This window comes from Streptomyces armeniacus, assembly GCF_003355155.1.
Classification (GTDB): domain Bacteria; phylum Actinomycetota; class Actinomycetes; order Streptomycetales; family Streptomycetaceae; genus Streptomyces; species Streptomyces armeniacus.
This window is the reverse complement of record NZ_CP031320.1, coordinates 7,024,185-7,038,924: the sequence shown is the minus strand read 5'-3', so window position 1 is coordinate 7,038,924 and position 14,740 is coordinate 7,024,185. Positions and strand designations below refer to the sequence as shown.

The 14,740-nt window shown below is 73.4% G+C and carries 18 protein-coding genes; 10 read left to right on the top strand and 8 right to left on the bottom strand.

From position 1 onward, the window contains the following. Positions 1-78 precede the first annotated feature (78 nt). The 3 genes from DVA86_RS30640 (at position 79) to DVA86_RS30630 (ending at position 1,477) form a co-directional block, all read left to right on the top strand. A complete protein-coding gene (locus DVA86_RS30640) occupies positions 79-606 on the top strand; it encodes a metallophosphoesterase family protein (protein ID WP_208883213.1) in 528 nt (175 codons plus the stop codon). A gap of 212 nt (positions 607-818) precedes the next feature. Continuing rightward, on the top strand, positions 819-1,052 hold the full coding sequence (locus DVA86_RS30635) for a hypothetical protein (protein ID WP_208883211.1): 234 nt from the start codon (positions 819-821) through the stop codon (positions 1,050-1,052). Positions 1,053-1,066: 14 nt separating this feature from the next. Beyond that, on the top strand, positions 1,067-1,477 hold the full coding sequence (locus DVA86_RS30630; RefSeq protein ID WP_208883210.1) for a PGPGW domain-containing protein: 411 nt from the start codon (positions 1,067-1,069) through the stop codon (positions 1,475-1,477). On the opposite strand, the gene DVA86_RS30625 is transcribed toward DVA86_RS30630, so the two are convergent. The 4 genes from DVA86_RS30625 to rsgA form a co-directional block, all read right to left on the bottom strand. Beyond that, on the bottom strand, positions 1,446-2,606 hold the full coding sequence (locus DVA86_RS30625; RefSeq protein WP_245997787.1) for an MFS transporter: 1,161 nt from the start codon (positions 2,604-2,606) through the stop codon (positions 1,446-1,448). The two genes, DVA86_RS30630 and DVA86_RS30625, sit on opposite strands and share 32 nt — an antisense overlap. A 150-nt stretch (positions 2,607-2,756) precedes the next feature. Continuing rightward, positions 2,757-3,398, bottom strand: coding sequence for a hypothetical protein (locus tag DVA86_RS30620; RefSeq protein WP_425470946.1), 642 nt, complete (start codon positions 3,396-3,398; stop codon positions 2,757-2,759). 22 nt (positions 3,399-3,420) lie between these two features. After that, the gene (locus DVA86_RS30615) at positions 3,421-3,603 is read right to left on the bottom strand and encodes a hypothetical protein (RefSeq protein ID WP_208885635.1); all 183 of its coding nucleotides are present in this window, start codon (positions 3,601-3,603) and stop codon (positions 3,421-3,423) included. Positions 3,604-3,789: 186 nt separating this feature from the next. Continuing rightward, the gene (gene rsgA, locus DVA86_RS30610; protein ID WP_208883208.1) at positions 3,790-4,971 is read right to left on the bottom strand and encodes a ribosome small subunit-dependent GTPase A; all 1,182 of its coding nucleotides are present in this window, start codon (positions 4,969-4,971) and stop codon (positions 3,790-3,792) included. 391 nt (positions 4,972-5,362) lie between these two features. Here rsgA and DVA86_RS30605 point away from each other — a divergent pair, with 391 nt between their 5' ends. Continuing rightward, a complete protein-coding gene (locus DVA86_RS30605; protein WP_208883206.1) occupies positions 5,363-5,857 on the top strand; it encodes a VOC family protein in 495 nt (164 codons plus the stop codon). Here DVA86_RS30605 and DVA86_RS30600 read toward each other — a convergent pair. The 4 genes from DVA86_RS30600 to DVA86_RS30585 form a co-directional block, all read right to left on the bottom strand. Then, positions 5,794-6,510 (bottom strand): helix-turn-helix domain-containing protein, encoded by a 717-nt coding sequence (locus DVA86_RS30600; RefSeq protein ID WP_208883204.1) that lies wholly within the window; start codon positions 6,508-6,510, stop codon positions 5,794-5,796. The two genes, DVA86_RS30605 and DVA86_RS30600, sit on opposite strands and share 64 nt — an antisense overlap. Positions 6,511-6,532: 22 nt before the next feature. Then, complete coding sequence (locus DVA86_RS30595) at positions 6,533-7,957, bottom strand: MFS transporter (protein ID WP_208883203.1); 1,425 nt, start codon at positions 7,955-7,957, stop codon at positions 6,533-6,535. Between the two features lie 319 nt (positions 7,958-8,276). Beyond that, on the bottom strand, positions 8,277-9,341 hold the full coding sequence (locus DVA86_RS30590) for a YihY/virulence factor BrkB family protein (RefSeq protein ID WP_208883201.1): 1,065 nt from the start codon (positions 9,339-9,341) through the stop codon (positions 8,277-8,279). Between the two features lie 212 nt (positions 9,342-9,553). After that, the gene (locus tag DVA86_RS30585) at positions 9,554-10,525 is read right to left on the bottom strand and encodes a carbohydrate kinase family protein (protein ID WP_208883200.1); all 972 of its coding nucleotides are present in this window, start codon (positions 10,523-10,525) and stop codon (positions 9,554-9,556) included. A 164-nt stretch (positions 10,526-10,689) separates the two neighbouring features. Here DVA86_RS30585 and DVA86_RS30580 point away from each other — a divergent pair, with 164 nt between their 5' ends. The 6 genes from DVA86_RS30580 to DVA86_RS30560 form a co-directional block, all read left to right on the top strand. Beyond that, the gene (locus DVA86_RS30580; protein WP_208883198.1) at positions 10,690-11,283 is read left to right on the top strand and encodes a GNAT family N-acetyltransferase; all 594 of its coding nucleotides are present in this window, start codon (positions 10,690-10,692) and stop codon (positions 11,281-11,283) included. Positions 11,284-11,396: 113 nt separating this feature from the next. Further along, positions 11,397-11,480: a putative leader peptide gene (locus tag DVA86_RS36180; RefSeq protein WP_342776420.1), complete on the top strand. Its 84-nt coding sequence runs from the start codon at positions 11,397-11,399 to the stop codon at positions 11,478-11,480. A 205-nt stretch (positions 11,481-11,685) separates the two neighbouring features. Then, a complete protein-coding gene (locus DVA86_RS30575) occupies positions 11,686-13,383 on the top strand; it encodes a nitrite/sulfite reductase (protein ID WP_208883197.1) in 1,698 nt (565 codons plus the stop codon). After that, positions 13,380-13,580, top strand: coding sequence for a PDDEXK family nuclease (locus DVA86_RS30570; protein WP_208883196.1), 201 nt, complete (start codon positions 13,380-13,382; stop codon positions 13,578-13,580). Before DVA86_RS30575 ends, DVA86_RS30570 begins: the two co-directional genes overlap by 4 nt. Continuing rightward, positions 13,577-14,293: a phosphoadenylyl-sulfate reductase gene (locus DVA86_RS30565; RefSeq protein ID WP_208883194.1), complete on the top strand. Its 717-nt coding sequence runs from the start codon at positions 13,577-13,579 to the stop codon at positions 14,291-14,293. The genes DVA86_RS30570 and DVA86_RS30565 overlap by 4 nt, the downstream gene beginning before the upstream one ends. Positions 14,294-14,417: 124 nt before the next feature. Then, positions 14,418-14,740 (top strand): adenylyl-sulfate kinase (locus DVA86_RS30560; protein WP_208883193.1); only part of this gene is annotated, 323 nt, incomplete at its 3' end.

Below are 14,740 nucleotides of genomic sequence, written 5' to 3'. Positions count from 1 at the left end.
GCGCACCGTCGTACGGTGCGACGCGTGGCGCGGGCCACCGTACGGTGCCTCCTGCGCGCACCGCCGTACGGTGGAGCCGTGCGCCTCCTGCTGATGTCCGACACCCATCTGCCGCGCCGGGCCCGCGCCCTGCCCGAGGAGCTGCTCGCCCGCGTCCCGGAGGCCGACGCCGTGTTCCACGCGGGCGACTGGGTCGACACCGCCACCCTCGACCTGCTGGAGTCCCGCGCCCGCCGCCTCATCGGCGTCTACGGCAACAACGACGGCCCCGGCCTGCGCTCGCGGCTGCCCGAGGAAGCGTATGCGGAGCTGGGCGGCGTCCGTTTCGCCGTCGTCCACGAGACGGGCCCCGCGAAGGGGCGCGAGCGGCGCTGCGCCGACCGGTACCCGGACGCCGACGTGCTCGTCTTCGGGCACAGCCACATTCCGTGGGACACGACGGCGGACAACGGGCTGCGGCTGCTGAACCCCGGCTCCCCCACCGACCGCAGGCGTCAGCCGTACTGCACATACATGACCGCCGAGGTACGGGGTACCCGGCTCGCCGGCGTCCAGCTGCACCGCCTGCCGCCGCGCGTACCGCCGCGTACGCCGGACCGCCGCTGACCCGGGAGACCGGGCCGCCGGAACGCCCCGAAGGCCCGGACCGCGCGGTCCGGACACCTCAGCCGGACGGGTGATTCGGCCTCCGGGCGTCGGCCCGGCGCGACGGCGGCCGCACGGCCCGTGCGGTCTGCTGGGCCCGACGGACGGGACGGCCGCGGCCCCGGCGGCGGGCGCCCCGCACATCCACCCCCGGCAGAGAGAAGTGATCGGTCATGGCCGTGTGCGAGGTCTGCAACAACGACTACGCGATGTCCTTCGAAGTGCGGACGGCGGGCGGCGTCCACGTCTTCGACAGCCTCGAGTGCGCCGCTCACCGGCTCGCACCGATCTGTGACAACTGCCAGTGCCGGATTCTCGGCCACGGCCTCGAGGCGGACGGCGAGTTCTTCTGCTGCGCCCACTGCGCCCGTATGAAGGGCCGCGCCGAACTCGTCGACCACGCCTGAACGCCCGGCCCCGCGTGCTCCGCAAGTCGGCGATACGGCTGATCGTCCTGACCCTCGGCAGCGTCTGTCTGCTGGTGGGCATCGCCCTGCTCGTCCTCCCCGGACCGGGGCTGCTGCTCGTGTTCGCCGGACTGCTGCTCCTCGCCCGCGAGGTGCCCGCGCTGGAGCGGCACGTGGAACCGGCGCGCGAGCGGGCCATGCGGGCGGCCGAGGAGAGCGTCTCCACCCGGCTGCGGATCACCGGCTCGGTCCTCGCCGGGCTGGGGCTGATCGCCGCCGGGATCGTGTGGGGGCTGTGGCCCGAGCTGCCGCTGGGCGGCTGGGCGACCGGCTCGGGCCTGGTGCTCTCCGGGTTCATCCTGCTGGGGCTGCTGTGGTGGAGCCACCGGCGCGTCAGCGAGCGTCGCCGCTCTCCGTCGGGCTGACGGGCCGCTCCCCCGGCGGCTCCCTCCGCAGCGCCCCTCGCCGCTGCCGGCCCTGGCCCCGGCGCCGCAGCGCCCAGGCCAGGGCCAGATACGGGATCGCCAGCGCGGCGAGCAGCGGCCCCGGCGGCGACCAGGCGGAGCCGAGGGCGTAGCCCGCGAACACGAGGACGGCGACGATCTCGGCGCCCAGCCCCGCCATCGAGCTGACGGTGGCGCGGGTCCGGTCGGCGATACGGTCCTGGAGCCGCGCCTCGGCCGTCGCCACCGCCCAGTTCCCCAGCCCGTACGCGATGCCCACCAGCAGCAGGCCCGCCGGGTGGCCGCTCAGCGCACCGCAGGCCAGACAGCACGCGGCTGCCGCCAGCCCGGGCGCCAGCCAGCGCCCGCCGCGGCCCGCGCACCAGCCGCCGGCCACGGCGCCCGCCGAGACCACCAGGAGCAGCAGCGGCACGGTGGCGTCGGTGACTCCCGTGGAGACGGTCAGCAGCGGCACGTACTCGTCGTAGGACAGCGCCCCCGTCAGCACGGCGGCCAGCAGCACGGCGCGGCGGGCGGCGGGCGAGCCGCGCACCTCCGCGAGGCCCCCGCGGAGCAGCTCCCGCAGCCCGGGGTGCGGCTCCTCGTCTGGTGGCGGTTCGGGCACCGTACGGTGCTCGTTCCGGCACCCGTCCCGCCGCTCGTTCCGCCCGTCCCGCGACTCCGGGAACGCCAGGCTGACCGCCGCCCCCGCCGCGCACACCAGCACGCTGGCGACGCCCGCCGCGCGGTATCCGCCCGCGGCGATCACCGGGGCGGCCAGTGCGGTGGCCGCCATTTCCGCCACCGTACGGAGGCCGCGGGCGCGGCCGATGAGCCGCGCGTACGCGTCCGCCTCACCGGCCCGCACCAGCTCCTCGTACGTCAGCGCCTGCACGGTGCCGGAACGCAGCGAGCTGCCCGCACCCCACAGCACGAAGCCCGCCGCGAACGAAGCGTAGGACGGCAGGAACGTCCACAGCGCGAAGCCCGCACCCGTCAGCAGCGGCGCGAGCGTCAGCAGGCGGCGGCGCGAGAAGCGGTCCGCCCACAGGCCCGACGGCACCTCCAGGGCGACGGCGGTGGCCGACCACAGAACGAACAGCGAGGAGATCTGCGCGGCGGACAGCCCGGTCTCGGCGAAGAGCAGCGCGTAGACCGGGTACAGGAGGACGAGGTCCTCCAGGAAGGCGTAGGCGTACAGCGTGCGCGCCAGCCTCGCCGCAGGGGTGGATCAATGTCGTCGACGCTTCATACGGACACGTTACGCCGTGGCGTCCGCGTCCGGGAGTGGCCGTACGTCGGGAAGGCGCTGCAGCAGGCCCCAGCTGAACTCCGCGACCACGCGTTGCCGTTGCCCCGCCGCGTCGGGTGCGCTGAACGTCAGCCCCCACCGGGTCGGGGCCGAGCCCTCCAGCGGGCGCGCGGGCGCGAAGGCGCGGGCCGCCTCGTCCACGGTGCACGACCAGGGCGTCAGATCGTCGACCGTACGGAGCGGTGGCGCGGGCGCGTCCGGAGCGCGCACCAGCCACTCGTTCCACACGGGGCCGCCGCCCCGCACGCTCAGCACCTCGAACCGCAGGTCCGGCCAGAGCGGCAGCCGCCAGGTCTGCGCGTCGCAGTCGAGGTCGCCGGTCCGGCGCCGCGCGGTGTCCTCGGGCGGGCCGAGCACGGAACGGTAGCGGGCGGCGGCGCCGCGTCCGCGCGGCGAGCGGAGCATGGCCTGCCAGCGGCGGTTGGCCTCGCGCATCTCGGCGCGCCCGGAGTCCAGTTCGCGCAGCGCGTCCTCGACGAGGCCCTGCTGGAAGTCGGCCATCCGGCGCAGCAGGACGAGCTGGAACTGGCGCGGCCCGAACGCGCCTCCGGACGCGCCGGAGCCTCTGGAGCCCCCACCGGAAATGCTCACCGTACGGTCACCATCCTCGTCCTCACCCCAGCCGTACGTGCCGCAGCGTGACATGCGCCCGCCGCAGCCCGCGCCGTACGGTGCCGCCCCTGCTCGGCGCCAGCCCCAACCCCGCCGACTCCGCGACGGCCTCGGCGACGCCCCGTACGGACAGCCGGTCCGTGACGACGGTCTCCGCGAAGCAGTCCGAGCCCACGACCGTCATCGGCACGATGACCGGGCCGTGTGCGTCTTGCCGCTGCCGAAGGGGCCGTTGGTCCAGAGCAGCATGGGGCCAGGCTACCCACGGGCTGTGGCGTGGGGCCGGGCGCTGGGCGGGCGCAGGGCCCCACACCGGCATCGGCGGCCACACACCAGCCAGCCGCGTCACCAACCTGTCCGAACAGCACACCTAGCCCTTGTAGCCCGGGCCTCGTTTGCGTTCGGTCATGTGCCGGCCCAGCGCCTGCCGCTGCTTGAACATCTGCTTCTGCTGCGCCCGCAGCCGCGCGTCCGTACGGGCGGCCAGGCGGGCGTTCTCACGGAGCAGCTTGCGGTAGCTGTCCAGGCGGCGCTGAGGCAGCGTGCCCTCGTCGATCGCGGCGAGCACCGCGCAGCCCGGCTCCGACTCGTGCGCGCAGTCGTGGAAGCGGCACTCCTCGGCCAGCGTCTCGATCTCGGAGAACGCCTGGCCGACCCCCTCGTCCGCGTCCCACAGGCCGACGCCGCGCAGGCCGGGGGTGTCGATGAGCACGCCGCCGCCGGGCAGCGGCAGCAGGTCCCGGGCGGTCGTGGTGTGCCGCCCCTTGCCGTCGCGCCCGCGGGTCTGCTGCACCTCCTGGAGGTCCTCCCCCAGCAGCGCGTTGGCCAGCGTGGACTTGCCCGCTCCGGACTGGCCGAGCAGCACCGTCGTCCCGCCCGACACGACGGCGGACAGCACGTCGATCCCCTCGCCCGTCGCCGAACTGGCCGCGAGCACCTGGACTCCGGGCGCGGACACCTCGGTGTCCGCGACGAGTTGGGCCAGCGTGTCCGGGTCCGGTACGAGGTCGGCCTTGGTCAGGACGAGCAGCGGCTGCGCGCCGCTCGACCAGGCCAGCGACACGAAACGCTCGACGCGGCCGAGGTCCAGCTCGACCGCGAGGGACACGGCGATGAGGGCGTGGTCGACGTTGGCGGCGAGCACCTGGCCCTCGGTGCGCTTCGAGGAGGTGGACCGTACGAAGGCCGTACGCCGCGGCAGCAGCGCCCGTACCTCGAACTGCCCCCCGGGGCCGGTGCCGAGCACCGCCCAGTCGCCCGTGCAGATGGTGCGGAGCGGGTCGGGGGTGGCCACGGCGGAGGTGTCCGCACGGACCGTGCCGCGGGCGGTGACCGCGTCGCACTGGCCGCGGTCGACCCGTACGACGCGGGCGGGTACGAGGCTGCGCCCGGCGTCGGTGTCGGGGTCTGTGTCGGGGTCGGTGTCGGGGTCGCAGTCCGTGCCGTACTCGGTGTCGTACAGCGCGAAGGCGTCGGCGAAGTGTGCGTCCCAGCCGAACGCGGCGAGCCCGGAGGCGTCGGCCAGGTCGGAGAGGTCGGCGAATTCGCTCATGCTGGAGGGCCCTTCGGGAAGGGTGGTCCCGGCCGCACGGAGGCGAGCCGACGGCGCTGCCGGACATGCGGCGGCGCGGTGGCGGTGGCGCAGGCGTCAGCCGGGGACCACGGGGAGGGGGAGAGTGATCTTCTGCTCAGCGAGCGCCCGCACAGCGGTCCTGCGCCCGGTGAGCCTCTGGTCCGCGCAGCGCTGCACACTGGCAGCGCACACGGCGACAACAGCCGTCGTCACGGTCCACACCTCCTCTCCCTGAGTCCTCGTGCCGCACGGGCGTAATGCCGTACGGCAGGCCGCACTTGGGCGGTGCCGGCCGACCGGCAGTGTATGTGAGCGTTCCGCTGGCGCGCCAATGGTTATTTCTCCGGCGCTCTGCTTCTACGCTCCCCGCATGGCCACTACTCCGCGCTTCGCCGTCGTAGAGCTCGCCGTCGAGGACATGGCACGGACGCTGGACTTCTATCGGCGGCTCGGCCTCGAGGTGCCCCCCGGATCCGACGACCAGCCGCACGTCGAGGCGCTGCTGCCGGGCGGGCTGAAGGTCGTGTTCGACACGATCGAGACGCTGCGCGCGCTCGACCCCGACTGGGAGGGCGACAACGGGGGCGGCGGCGAGGGTACGGGGGCCTCCGCCCCTACGCGTGACTCCGCCGGTGCCGGCGGGACAGGCGGGCCGGGTATCTCGCTCGCCTTCGAGTGCGGCAGCCCGGCGGACGTGGACGCGGTGTACGGCGAACTCGTGGCGGCCGGTTACCGGGCGCGCAAGGAGCCGTGGGACGCCTTCTGGGGCATGCGGTACGCGGTGGTCGGCGACCCGGACGGCTACGGCGTGGACCTCTTCGCGCTGCTGCCGCCACCGCCGGAACCGCTCGCGGGCGAGCCCTGAGCGGAGGCCGCGCTTCCTTCCCCGCCGGTGCGGGAGGCGGGGCGGGGGCCGGGGCCGGGGCCGCCGTCCGGCTCGGGTGAACCGGCCGTACCCGCCCCGGCGTCACCGCCGCCCGTCATCTCGAACAGCACGACCGTCGCGCTGACCCGTACCGCCCCCGCGCTCGCCGCCTCCGGCGGCCGTGCCGCGGCGTGCAGGTCCTCGCCGAGCCTCCGCGCGCGTTCGCGGATGCCGTGCCAGTCCTCCGGGTCGAGCCAGAGTTCGGCGTCGGTCAGTTCGCCCAGGCTGTCCGGCGCGCGGTCCGCCGCGCGGCGCCGCAGCTCCTCGCCCAGCGCCGTGGCCACCACCAGGTACTCCGCCGTGCTGTCGGCGGTGAGCCGCCCGCCGCTGTCGGGATCGTGCCGGTAGCGCTTCGCCGTACCCCCGCGCACCTCCACCTCCTCCACCAGCTCGACGAGGCCGGCGGCGAGCAGTCTGCGCAGGTGGTAGCTGACGTTGGCCTGGGTCTGGTCGAGCACCCTGGCCGCTTCGGCGGCGCTGTACGCCCGGCCCGTCAGCAGCGAGAGCAGCCGCAGCCGCAGGGGGTGGGCGAGCACGCGGAGCCCGACGACGTCCTCTTGGGAGCGCGGCGGGTGGCGCGGGGCGGCGGGCATCGGGTCAGTATGCGCGGGCCGATCAAATCCGGTCAAAGGTGGTCGCCTCCGGTCCCTCTGCCGACTCTGCGGGTTGCGCCGGTTGCTCCGCTTGCTCCGGCTGCGGGGGTTGGGTTGACGGTGCGGTTTGTTCCGGTGGGCCCGCCTTCCCGGCCGACGGCGGCGCGGGCTCGGTGCCGGAACGGGTGGTGAGCGACCGTACGTCCCTGCTGCACAGCGCCGCCGCGGTGACCGCCGCGACCAGCGCGACACCGCCGAGCATCGTCGGGCGCGGCCCGACGCGTTCGGCGAGCGGGCCCGCCACCATCTCGCCGACCGGCAGGGCGATCGTCGAGCCGAGGGCGTCGTACGAGTAGACGCGCGCCAGCCGGTCCTGCGGGATGTTCTCCTGGAGCGAGAGGTCCCAGGCCACGCCGAACTGCTCGATCGCGATGCCGTTCACGAACATCGCCGCCATCAGCAGGACCACGTCCGCCGACTGGGCCAGCGCGAGCAGCGGCAGTGCGTCGAGCGCCACGACGGCGACGCCGATCCGCAACGCGTGCCGCGCCCGCGACCGCGCCACCAGCACCCCGCCCACCAGCGCCCCGGCCATCTGGGTGGCCAGTACGAAGCCCCACGCCGTACGGCCGAAAGTGCTGTCCGCGATGGTCGGCCCCAGCACCTGGATACCGCCCGCGGACACGGCGTTCACGACGAAGAACTGCAGCACGACGACCCAGACCCAGGTCCGGGACGTGAACTCGGTCCAGCCCTCCCGCAATTCACGCCACGGGTGCGCGCGTTCTGCCTTCTGTTCTGTCTTCTGTCCGGCCTCCGGTGTGGACGCCGTATGCGGCGCTCGGGCAAGCGCGCGGCCCGCGGCGCGGTAACCGGCCGCGGCGGCGAGGAAGGCGACGGCGTTGCAGGCCAGGCCCCAGCCGGGGTTGACGAGGGCGGTGAGCATGCCGCCGAGGGAGGCCCCGGCGATCATGCCCGCGTTCAGCCCCATCCGGGCCAGGGCGTTGGCCGCGCGCAGCTCGTACGGCGGCACGGTCTGCGGTACGAGGGCGGCCGACGCCGGAATCGAGACGGCGGACACGGCACCGTTCACGACGCTGAGCAGCACCAGTACGGGGAGGGTGGCCGACCCGAGCAGCAGGGTGGCGGCGACGGCCGCCTGCGCCAGCGCGGCGGCGACGCTGGCGCCCTGCAGGACGAGCGCCCGGGGCAGCCGGTCGGCGAGCAGTCCGCCGAAGAGGAGCAGCGCGGCGTTGGCGATGGAACGCGCCCCGACGACGATCCCGACCTCCACGGCGGACCCGCCGAGGTCGAGCACGGCGAAGGCGAGCGCGATGGGGGCCATGGCGTTGCCGAAGTACGTGAGGCAGCGCCCGACCGCGAGCTGCCGGAACCCGCGGTGCCGCAACGTACCGAGGAGCGCTCCGCGCTCGGGGAGGAGAGTCACGGAGGGGAGTCTGCGCGGCGCCGTCGCTGACCGTCAAACACATATTTGGCGCTCTGCCGCCGAGGATGCCGCCGGACCCGCACCGCGGTGGTTGCGCGCCGCTGCGGCGGAAAGAGATTGCGGTTCGCCCCCGACGCCGAGTCGAGCGCGCCGTCGCGCGGGTCGACGCTCCGCAGGGCGACGGACCCGCACATGATCCCGCCGACGCGGCGCGCAACCACCCCGGTGAGGGTTCAGGGGGTACCACCCGGGCCGCCAGGCCCAGGGGGAGGCATGGCGACTGACCGTCACCGCCATGTGGGGCACAAGCAAAAACGCGTCAGGGGCGGTTTCGTGACCGGAGTCTGGCGCGGATGTCGCTCGGGGGGAGGAACTTCGTCCAGCGTTCCGGGAATTCCGCCGGCGGGTCGCCGTCGCCGTCGCCCTCCCCCTCCGCGTCGCGCATCGCGCGCCGTGCCGCCGCCGCGGCGATGACCTCCGCCGCGGCCTTTTCGCGTGCCTGCTCGGTGATGCGGCGCGCGGCCGCCGTGGCGACGGACGGCCATACGTGGTCGATGGCGGCGTTCACCGCCGCGCCCACGAGTACCGCGAAGGCGGAGATGCCGATCCACAGCAGTACGGCGACGGGCGCGGCCAGGGAGCCGTAGATGGTCGGCCCCTCCACGGTGTTCGTGAGGTAGACGCGCAGCAGGAAGCTGCCCAGTACCCACATGACGAGGGCGACCAGCGCGCCCGGTACGTCCTCGCGCCAGGGCGACCGTACGGGTACGGACACGTGGTACAGCGTCGTCAGGAAGATGATCGAGAGGAGCAGCACCAGCGGCCAGTAGAACGTTTCGACCAGCCACTCCGTCTGCGGCAGCAGCCGTACGGCGGTGTCCGGGCCCGCGACCATCAGCGGGAGGGCGACGAGGCCGATGACGAGTGCGGCCAGGTAGAGCAGGAAGGCGAGCAGCCGGGTCTTGATGATGCCGCGGTGGCCGTCGAGGCCGTACATGACGGTGATGGTGTCGATGAAGACGTTCACCGCGCGCGAGCCGGACCACAGGGCGAGCGCGAAGCCGAGCGAGATGACGTCGGGGCGGCCGCCCTTGATGACGTCGTCGATGAGCGGCCGGGCGATCTGGTCGACGCCCCGGTCGGAGAGGACGGTCTGCGAGGCCTCGAGGAAGTTGCGGCGGATCGACTGGATGGTGTCCAGATCGACCCAGGTGTCGAGGTAGCCGAGCATCCCGATCAGGCCGAGGAGCAGGGGCGGGATGGAGATCAGCGTGAAGAAGGCGGCTTCGGCGGCGAGGCCGATCACGCGGTACTCCATGCAGGAGTTGACGGTGTCCTTCAGCAGCAGCCATGCCAGTTTGCGTTTGGGGACGTTGCTGTACATGACGCGTGCTCTGCGCAGGGCTCCGGCCGAGGACGAGCCCTCACCGGACGACGCCGCTCCGTCCGGAGAGGCCCCGGCGGAGGCGCCTCCGGACGAGGCCTCTCCGGAGGGGTGCTCGGGGGGTTCGTGGGCTGCTTGCACTTCCCTAAAGTATCCGTACGCGCGCCGCCCCCCGGGACGGCCCCGACACCCGTACGCAGCAGGGTCGCGCCTCAGTCCGCCAGTGCGTGCCCCCAGGGCGGGTTGGCGCCGCGTACGGCGCACACCGCCGCCGCGATCCGCGTGCCGAGCCGGAGCGCCGTCTCGACGCCGTCCGTGCCGAGCCCGTCGAGCCGTCCGCCCAGTGCCCCGTCGCGGTGCAGCGCGTGCAGGAAGCCCGCCATGAACGAGTCGCCCGCGCCAACCGTGTCCACGACCGTGACCTGCGGTGCCGGTACGTGCAGCCGCTTCCCGTCGAGGGACGCGAACACGCCGTCCGCGCCGAGTGTGACGACCACCAGCCGGGTGCCGTGCCCGTGGAAGACGTCGGCGGCGGCCTCGGGTGTCTCGCCGGGGCGCAGGTGGGCGAGGTCGTCGTCGGAGAGGCGGAGGATGTCGGCGGCGGCGCACCAGTGCGGCAGCCGGGCACGGTAGTCGGCGGGGTCGACGAGGAGCGGCCGCACGTTGGGGTCGACGGAGACGGTGGCCCGCGCCCGTACGTCGGCGAGCAGCTCCTCGACGTACGCGCCGCCCGGTGGCCGTACGAGTGCCAGCGAGCCGGTGTGCAGGCAGGACACCGGGGACTGTGCCGCGTCGGCCAGTTCGCGCGGGGTCCACTGCCAGTCGGCGGCGCCCTCGGCGTGGAAGGAGTAGTCGGCGCGGCCGTCGGCGTCGAGGTCGGCGACGGCGAGGGTGCTGGACTCGGGTGCGGCCACCGTCGAGCCCAGGTCGACGCCCGATGTCTCGAGGTGCTCGCGGAAGAGGCGCCCGAAGACGTCCGCGGAGAGGCGGGCGAGGAAACGGGTCGGGGTGCCGAGCCGGGACAGGGCCACGGCCGTGTTCGCCGGTCCGCCGCCGGGCAGCACCTCCAGTCCCATGGCGGGCGCGCCCGGTGGCGTGCTCGCGGGCGCCGGTGTGACGAAGGCGTCGGCGACGCATTCGCCGAGCACGGCGACGGGGGCTGCGGGGGTGGGAGCGGCGGTCATGGCGGGAGTCCAACAGGCCCGTTTCCCGAAGTCAACGCGTCGGCGGCCCCTCTCGGCACTCGGGCACGTCCGGCGCGCAATCGGGCACGGAAGGGGCGCTCCGCGGGCTTCACGGAGCGCCGGCCGGCGGCGGATGCCCGTCGCCGCCGACCTACACTGCGGCCATGTCCACCGTCACCGTCACCACCTGGTGGCTGGAGCAGAACGCCCCCGAGAACCTCCAGCCCGCCCACATCCCGGACACCGAGTCCGGCATACGGATAGCGCGCGCCGAGATCCCCAGCCCGGAGTTCAGCCGCTTCCTCTACACCGCCGTCGGCGGCGACGTGACGTGGACCGACCGGCTCGACTGGAGCCTCGCGGAGTGGCGCGCGTTCCTGGACCGGCCGGGCGTGGAGACGTGGGTGGCGTACGACCGCGGGACGCCCGCCGGTTTCATCGAACTGGACGGCGGCGCGGCGGACGGCGTGGTCGAGATCAGCTACTTCGGGCTGATTCCAGCGTTCCGCGGCCGCCGTATCGGCGGGCACCTGCTCTCGTACGGCACCGCGCGCGCGTGGGACCTGGCCGAGCGGTGGGACGGCTGTACGCCGACGGGGCGGGTGTGGGTGCACACCTGCAGCAAGGACGGGCCGCACGCCCTCGCGAACTACGAGCGCCGCGGGTTCCGGCGCTACGACACCACCACCGCCGAGGAGCCGGCGGCCGCACCGCCCGGGCCGTGGCCGGGCGCGCACGGCGGGGCCAACCCGCGGTAAACCCGGAACGCGGCAGTGTGACCGGCGGCACACCATCCCGCGATGCGGGACCAGGCTGTCCATATGATGGATCGTGGTGGACTGGCCCCGGGCCCCGTGTCAGGCTTTCTCCCATGTCTCGAGCTGGAATCGCCTTGGTGAGTCGACGCCACGTCGACCTCTGCCGCATGTCCAGCGCCATGTGTCCGGCGGGCTGACAGTCCCAGCACCGCCGTCCCCCTGAGCCGCCCCCATCGTCGCGGGCCTGTGCTCACCCCTGAGAACCTCCTGCGCGCATGCCGCGCCACGCGCGTATGCGCAGGTCGCAATGCTGCCCGCGGGCAGCGCAGGCGGTTCGGGCCAGCCCGAGACGCACACTCTCCCGCCATCCGTCAGTCCCGGAGTTCGAAGGACGTATTCGCCATGGCCGACACCCCCCAGCCTCCCGCCACCGAACGGTCCCGCCGCAAGGCGGGCCGGCACCGCGGCGAAGGCCAGTGGGCCGCCGGGCACTTCACGCCGCTCAACGGCAACGAGCAGACCAAGAAGGACGACGACGGTCTCAATGTGCGGACACGCATTGAGACGATCTACGCGCACGCCGGCTTCGACTCCATCGACGGCGCCGACCTGCGCGGCCGGATGCGCTGGTGGGGTCTCTACACCCAGCGCAAGCCCGGGATCAGCGGCGGCAAGACCGCCGTACTGGACCCGGAGGAGCTGGACGACGAGTTCTTCATGCTCCGCGTCCGCATCGACGGCGGCGCGCTGACGACCCGCCAGCTGCGGGTCGTCGGTGAGATCTCGCAGGAGTTCGCCCGCGGCACCGCGGACATCACCAACCGGCAGAACGTGCAGTTCCACTGGATCCGCATCGAGGACATGCCGGAGATCTGGCGCCGGCTGGAGGCCGTCGGGCTGTCCACCACGGAGGCGTGCGGCGACACCCCGCGCGTCGTGCTGGGTTCGCCGGTCGCGGGCATCGCCAAGGACGAGATCATCGACGGCACTCCCGCCGTCGAGGAGATCAGCCGCCGGGTCGTGGGCAACAAGGCGTACTCGAACCTGCCGCGCAAGTTCAAGACCGCAGTCTCCGGTTCGCCGCTGCTGGACGTGGCGCACGAGATCAACGACGTCGCGTTCGTCGGCGTCGAGCACCCCGAACTCGGTCCGGGCTTCGACGTCTGGGTCGGCGGCGGCCTGTCCACCAACCCCAAGCTCGGCGTACGGCTCGGGGCCTGGGTGCCGCTGGAGGACGTCGCCGACGTCCACGAGGGCGTCGTCTCGATCTTCCGCGACTACGGCTACCGCAGGCTGCGCACCCGTGCCCGGCTGAAGTTCCTGGTGGCCGACTGGGGCCCGGAGAAGTTCCGGGAGGTGCTGGAGAAGGAGTACCTGCTCCGTACGCTCGCCGACGGCCCCGCGCCCGAGAAGCCGCTCCAGCAGTGGCGGGACCACGTGGGCGTGCACGAGCAGCACGACGGCCGGTTCTACGTCGGCTTCGCGCCGCGCGTGGGCCGCGTGGACGGCACGACGCTCAGCAAGATCGCGGATCTCGCGGAGGCGCACGGATCGGGGCGCGTCCGTACGACCGTCGAGCAGAAGATGCTGATCCTCGACGTCGAGGAGGACCAGGTCGAGCCGCTCTCGGAGGGGCTGGCGGCGCTGGACCTCACCACGAAGCCGTCCGTCTTCCGGCGCGGCACGATGGCCTGCACGGGCCTGGAGTTCTGCAAGCTCGCGATCGTCGAGACGAAGCAGCGCGGGATCTCGGTGATCGACGAACTCGAGCGCCGGCTGCCGGACTTCGACGAGCCCGTCACCATCAACGTCAACGGCTGCCCCAACTCCTGCGCCCGTATCCAGGTCGCGGACATCGGTCTCAAGGGGCAGCTCGTCACGGACGCCGACGGCGAGCAGGTCGACGGCTTCCAGGTGCACCTCGGCGGCTCCCTCGGCATGGAGCCCGGCTTCGGCCGCAAGGTACGCGGGCTGAAGGTCACCGCCGAGGAACTCCCCGACTACATCGAGCGCGTGCTCCGGGCCTTCCAGGAACAGCGCGCGGACGGCGAGCGCTTCGCGCAGTGGGCGGCCCGCGCGGACGAAGGGGCGCTCAAGTGACCGAGCGCGCCGCGCCGTTCTACTGCCCGTACTGCGGCGACGAGGACCTGCGCCCCTCCGAGGCGGAATCGCCGCGCGGCGGCGCGGCCTGGGAGTGCTCGTCCTGCAACCGCGCATTCGCACTTTCTTTCCTCGGGCTGCTGGCCAAGGGCCTGCGGCGCGAGCCACCCGGCATCGAAGGGGGCACCACCCCATGACGACCGTTCAGGATCCACAGGAGGCGTCCACAGCGCATCATCGGCAGCTCGCGCTGGACGCGGGCCGTGAGCTGGAGGACGCGCCCGCGCTGGAGGTGCTGCGCTGGGCCGCCGACACGTTCGGCTCCCGTTTCTGCGTCACCTCGTCCATGGAGGACGCGGTGGTCGCGCACCTGGCCTCCCGCGTGTTGCCCGGAGTTCACGTCGTGTTCCTCGACACCGGATACCACTTTCCGGAAACGATCGGCACACGGGACGCGGTGGCAGCGGTGATGGACGTCGAGGTGATCACCCTCACCCCGCGGCAGAGCGTGGCCGAGCAGGACGCGCAGTACGGCCCGCGGCTGCACGACCGCAGCCCCGACCTGTGCTGCGCGATGCGCAAGGTCCAGCCGCTGGAGGAGGGGCTGCGGGCGTACGACGCGTGGGCGACCGGCCTGCGACGCGACGAGTCCCCGGCCCGCTCGCTCACGCCGGTGGTCGGCTGGGACGAGCGGCGGCAGAAGGTCAAGGTGTCGCCGATTGCGCGCTGGACGCAGCAGGACGTGGACGCGTACATCGCCGAGCACGGCGTCCTCACCAACCCGCTGCTGTCGGACGGTTACGCCTCCGTCGGCTGCGCGCCCTGCACCCGGCGCGTGCTGGAGGGCGAGGACGCCCGCGCGGGACGCTGGGCGGGCTTCAGCAAGACCGAGTGCGGCCTGCACCTGTGAGTGCGGAGGGGAGCGCCGCGGGGACGCGGACAGTCGGCGCGTACGGGCTCGTACGGACAGGCAGGGACTCGTACGGACACGTCCCGTACGGACACGTCCCGTACGGACACGTAGGGAGCGGCAGATGAGCCTCACAGGCCGGGGCGGAAACGCCCTGGAGCGGGGTGCGACGGTGTGGTTGACGGGTCTGCCCAGTGCGGGCAAGACGACGATCGCGCGGGCGCTGGCCGGGCGGCTGGCGGGGCAGGGGCACCGGGTGGAGGTGCTGGACGGGGACGAGATCCGCACGTTCCTCTCCGCCGGGCTGGGCTTCTCCGCCGAGGACCGGGACACCAACGTGCGGCGGATCGGCTTCGTCGCCGAACTGCTGGCCTCGCACGGCGTGAAGGCCCGGGCGTGGGGAGGTTTTTTTTTTCAAGCGGAGGACGGCATACGGGGTGGGAGTCC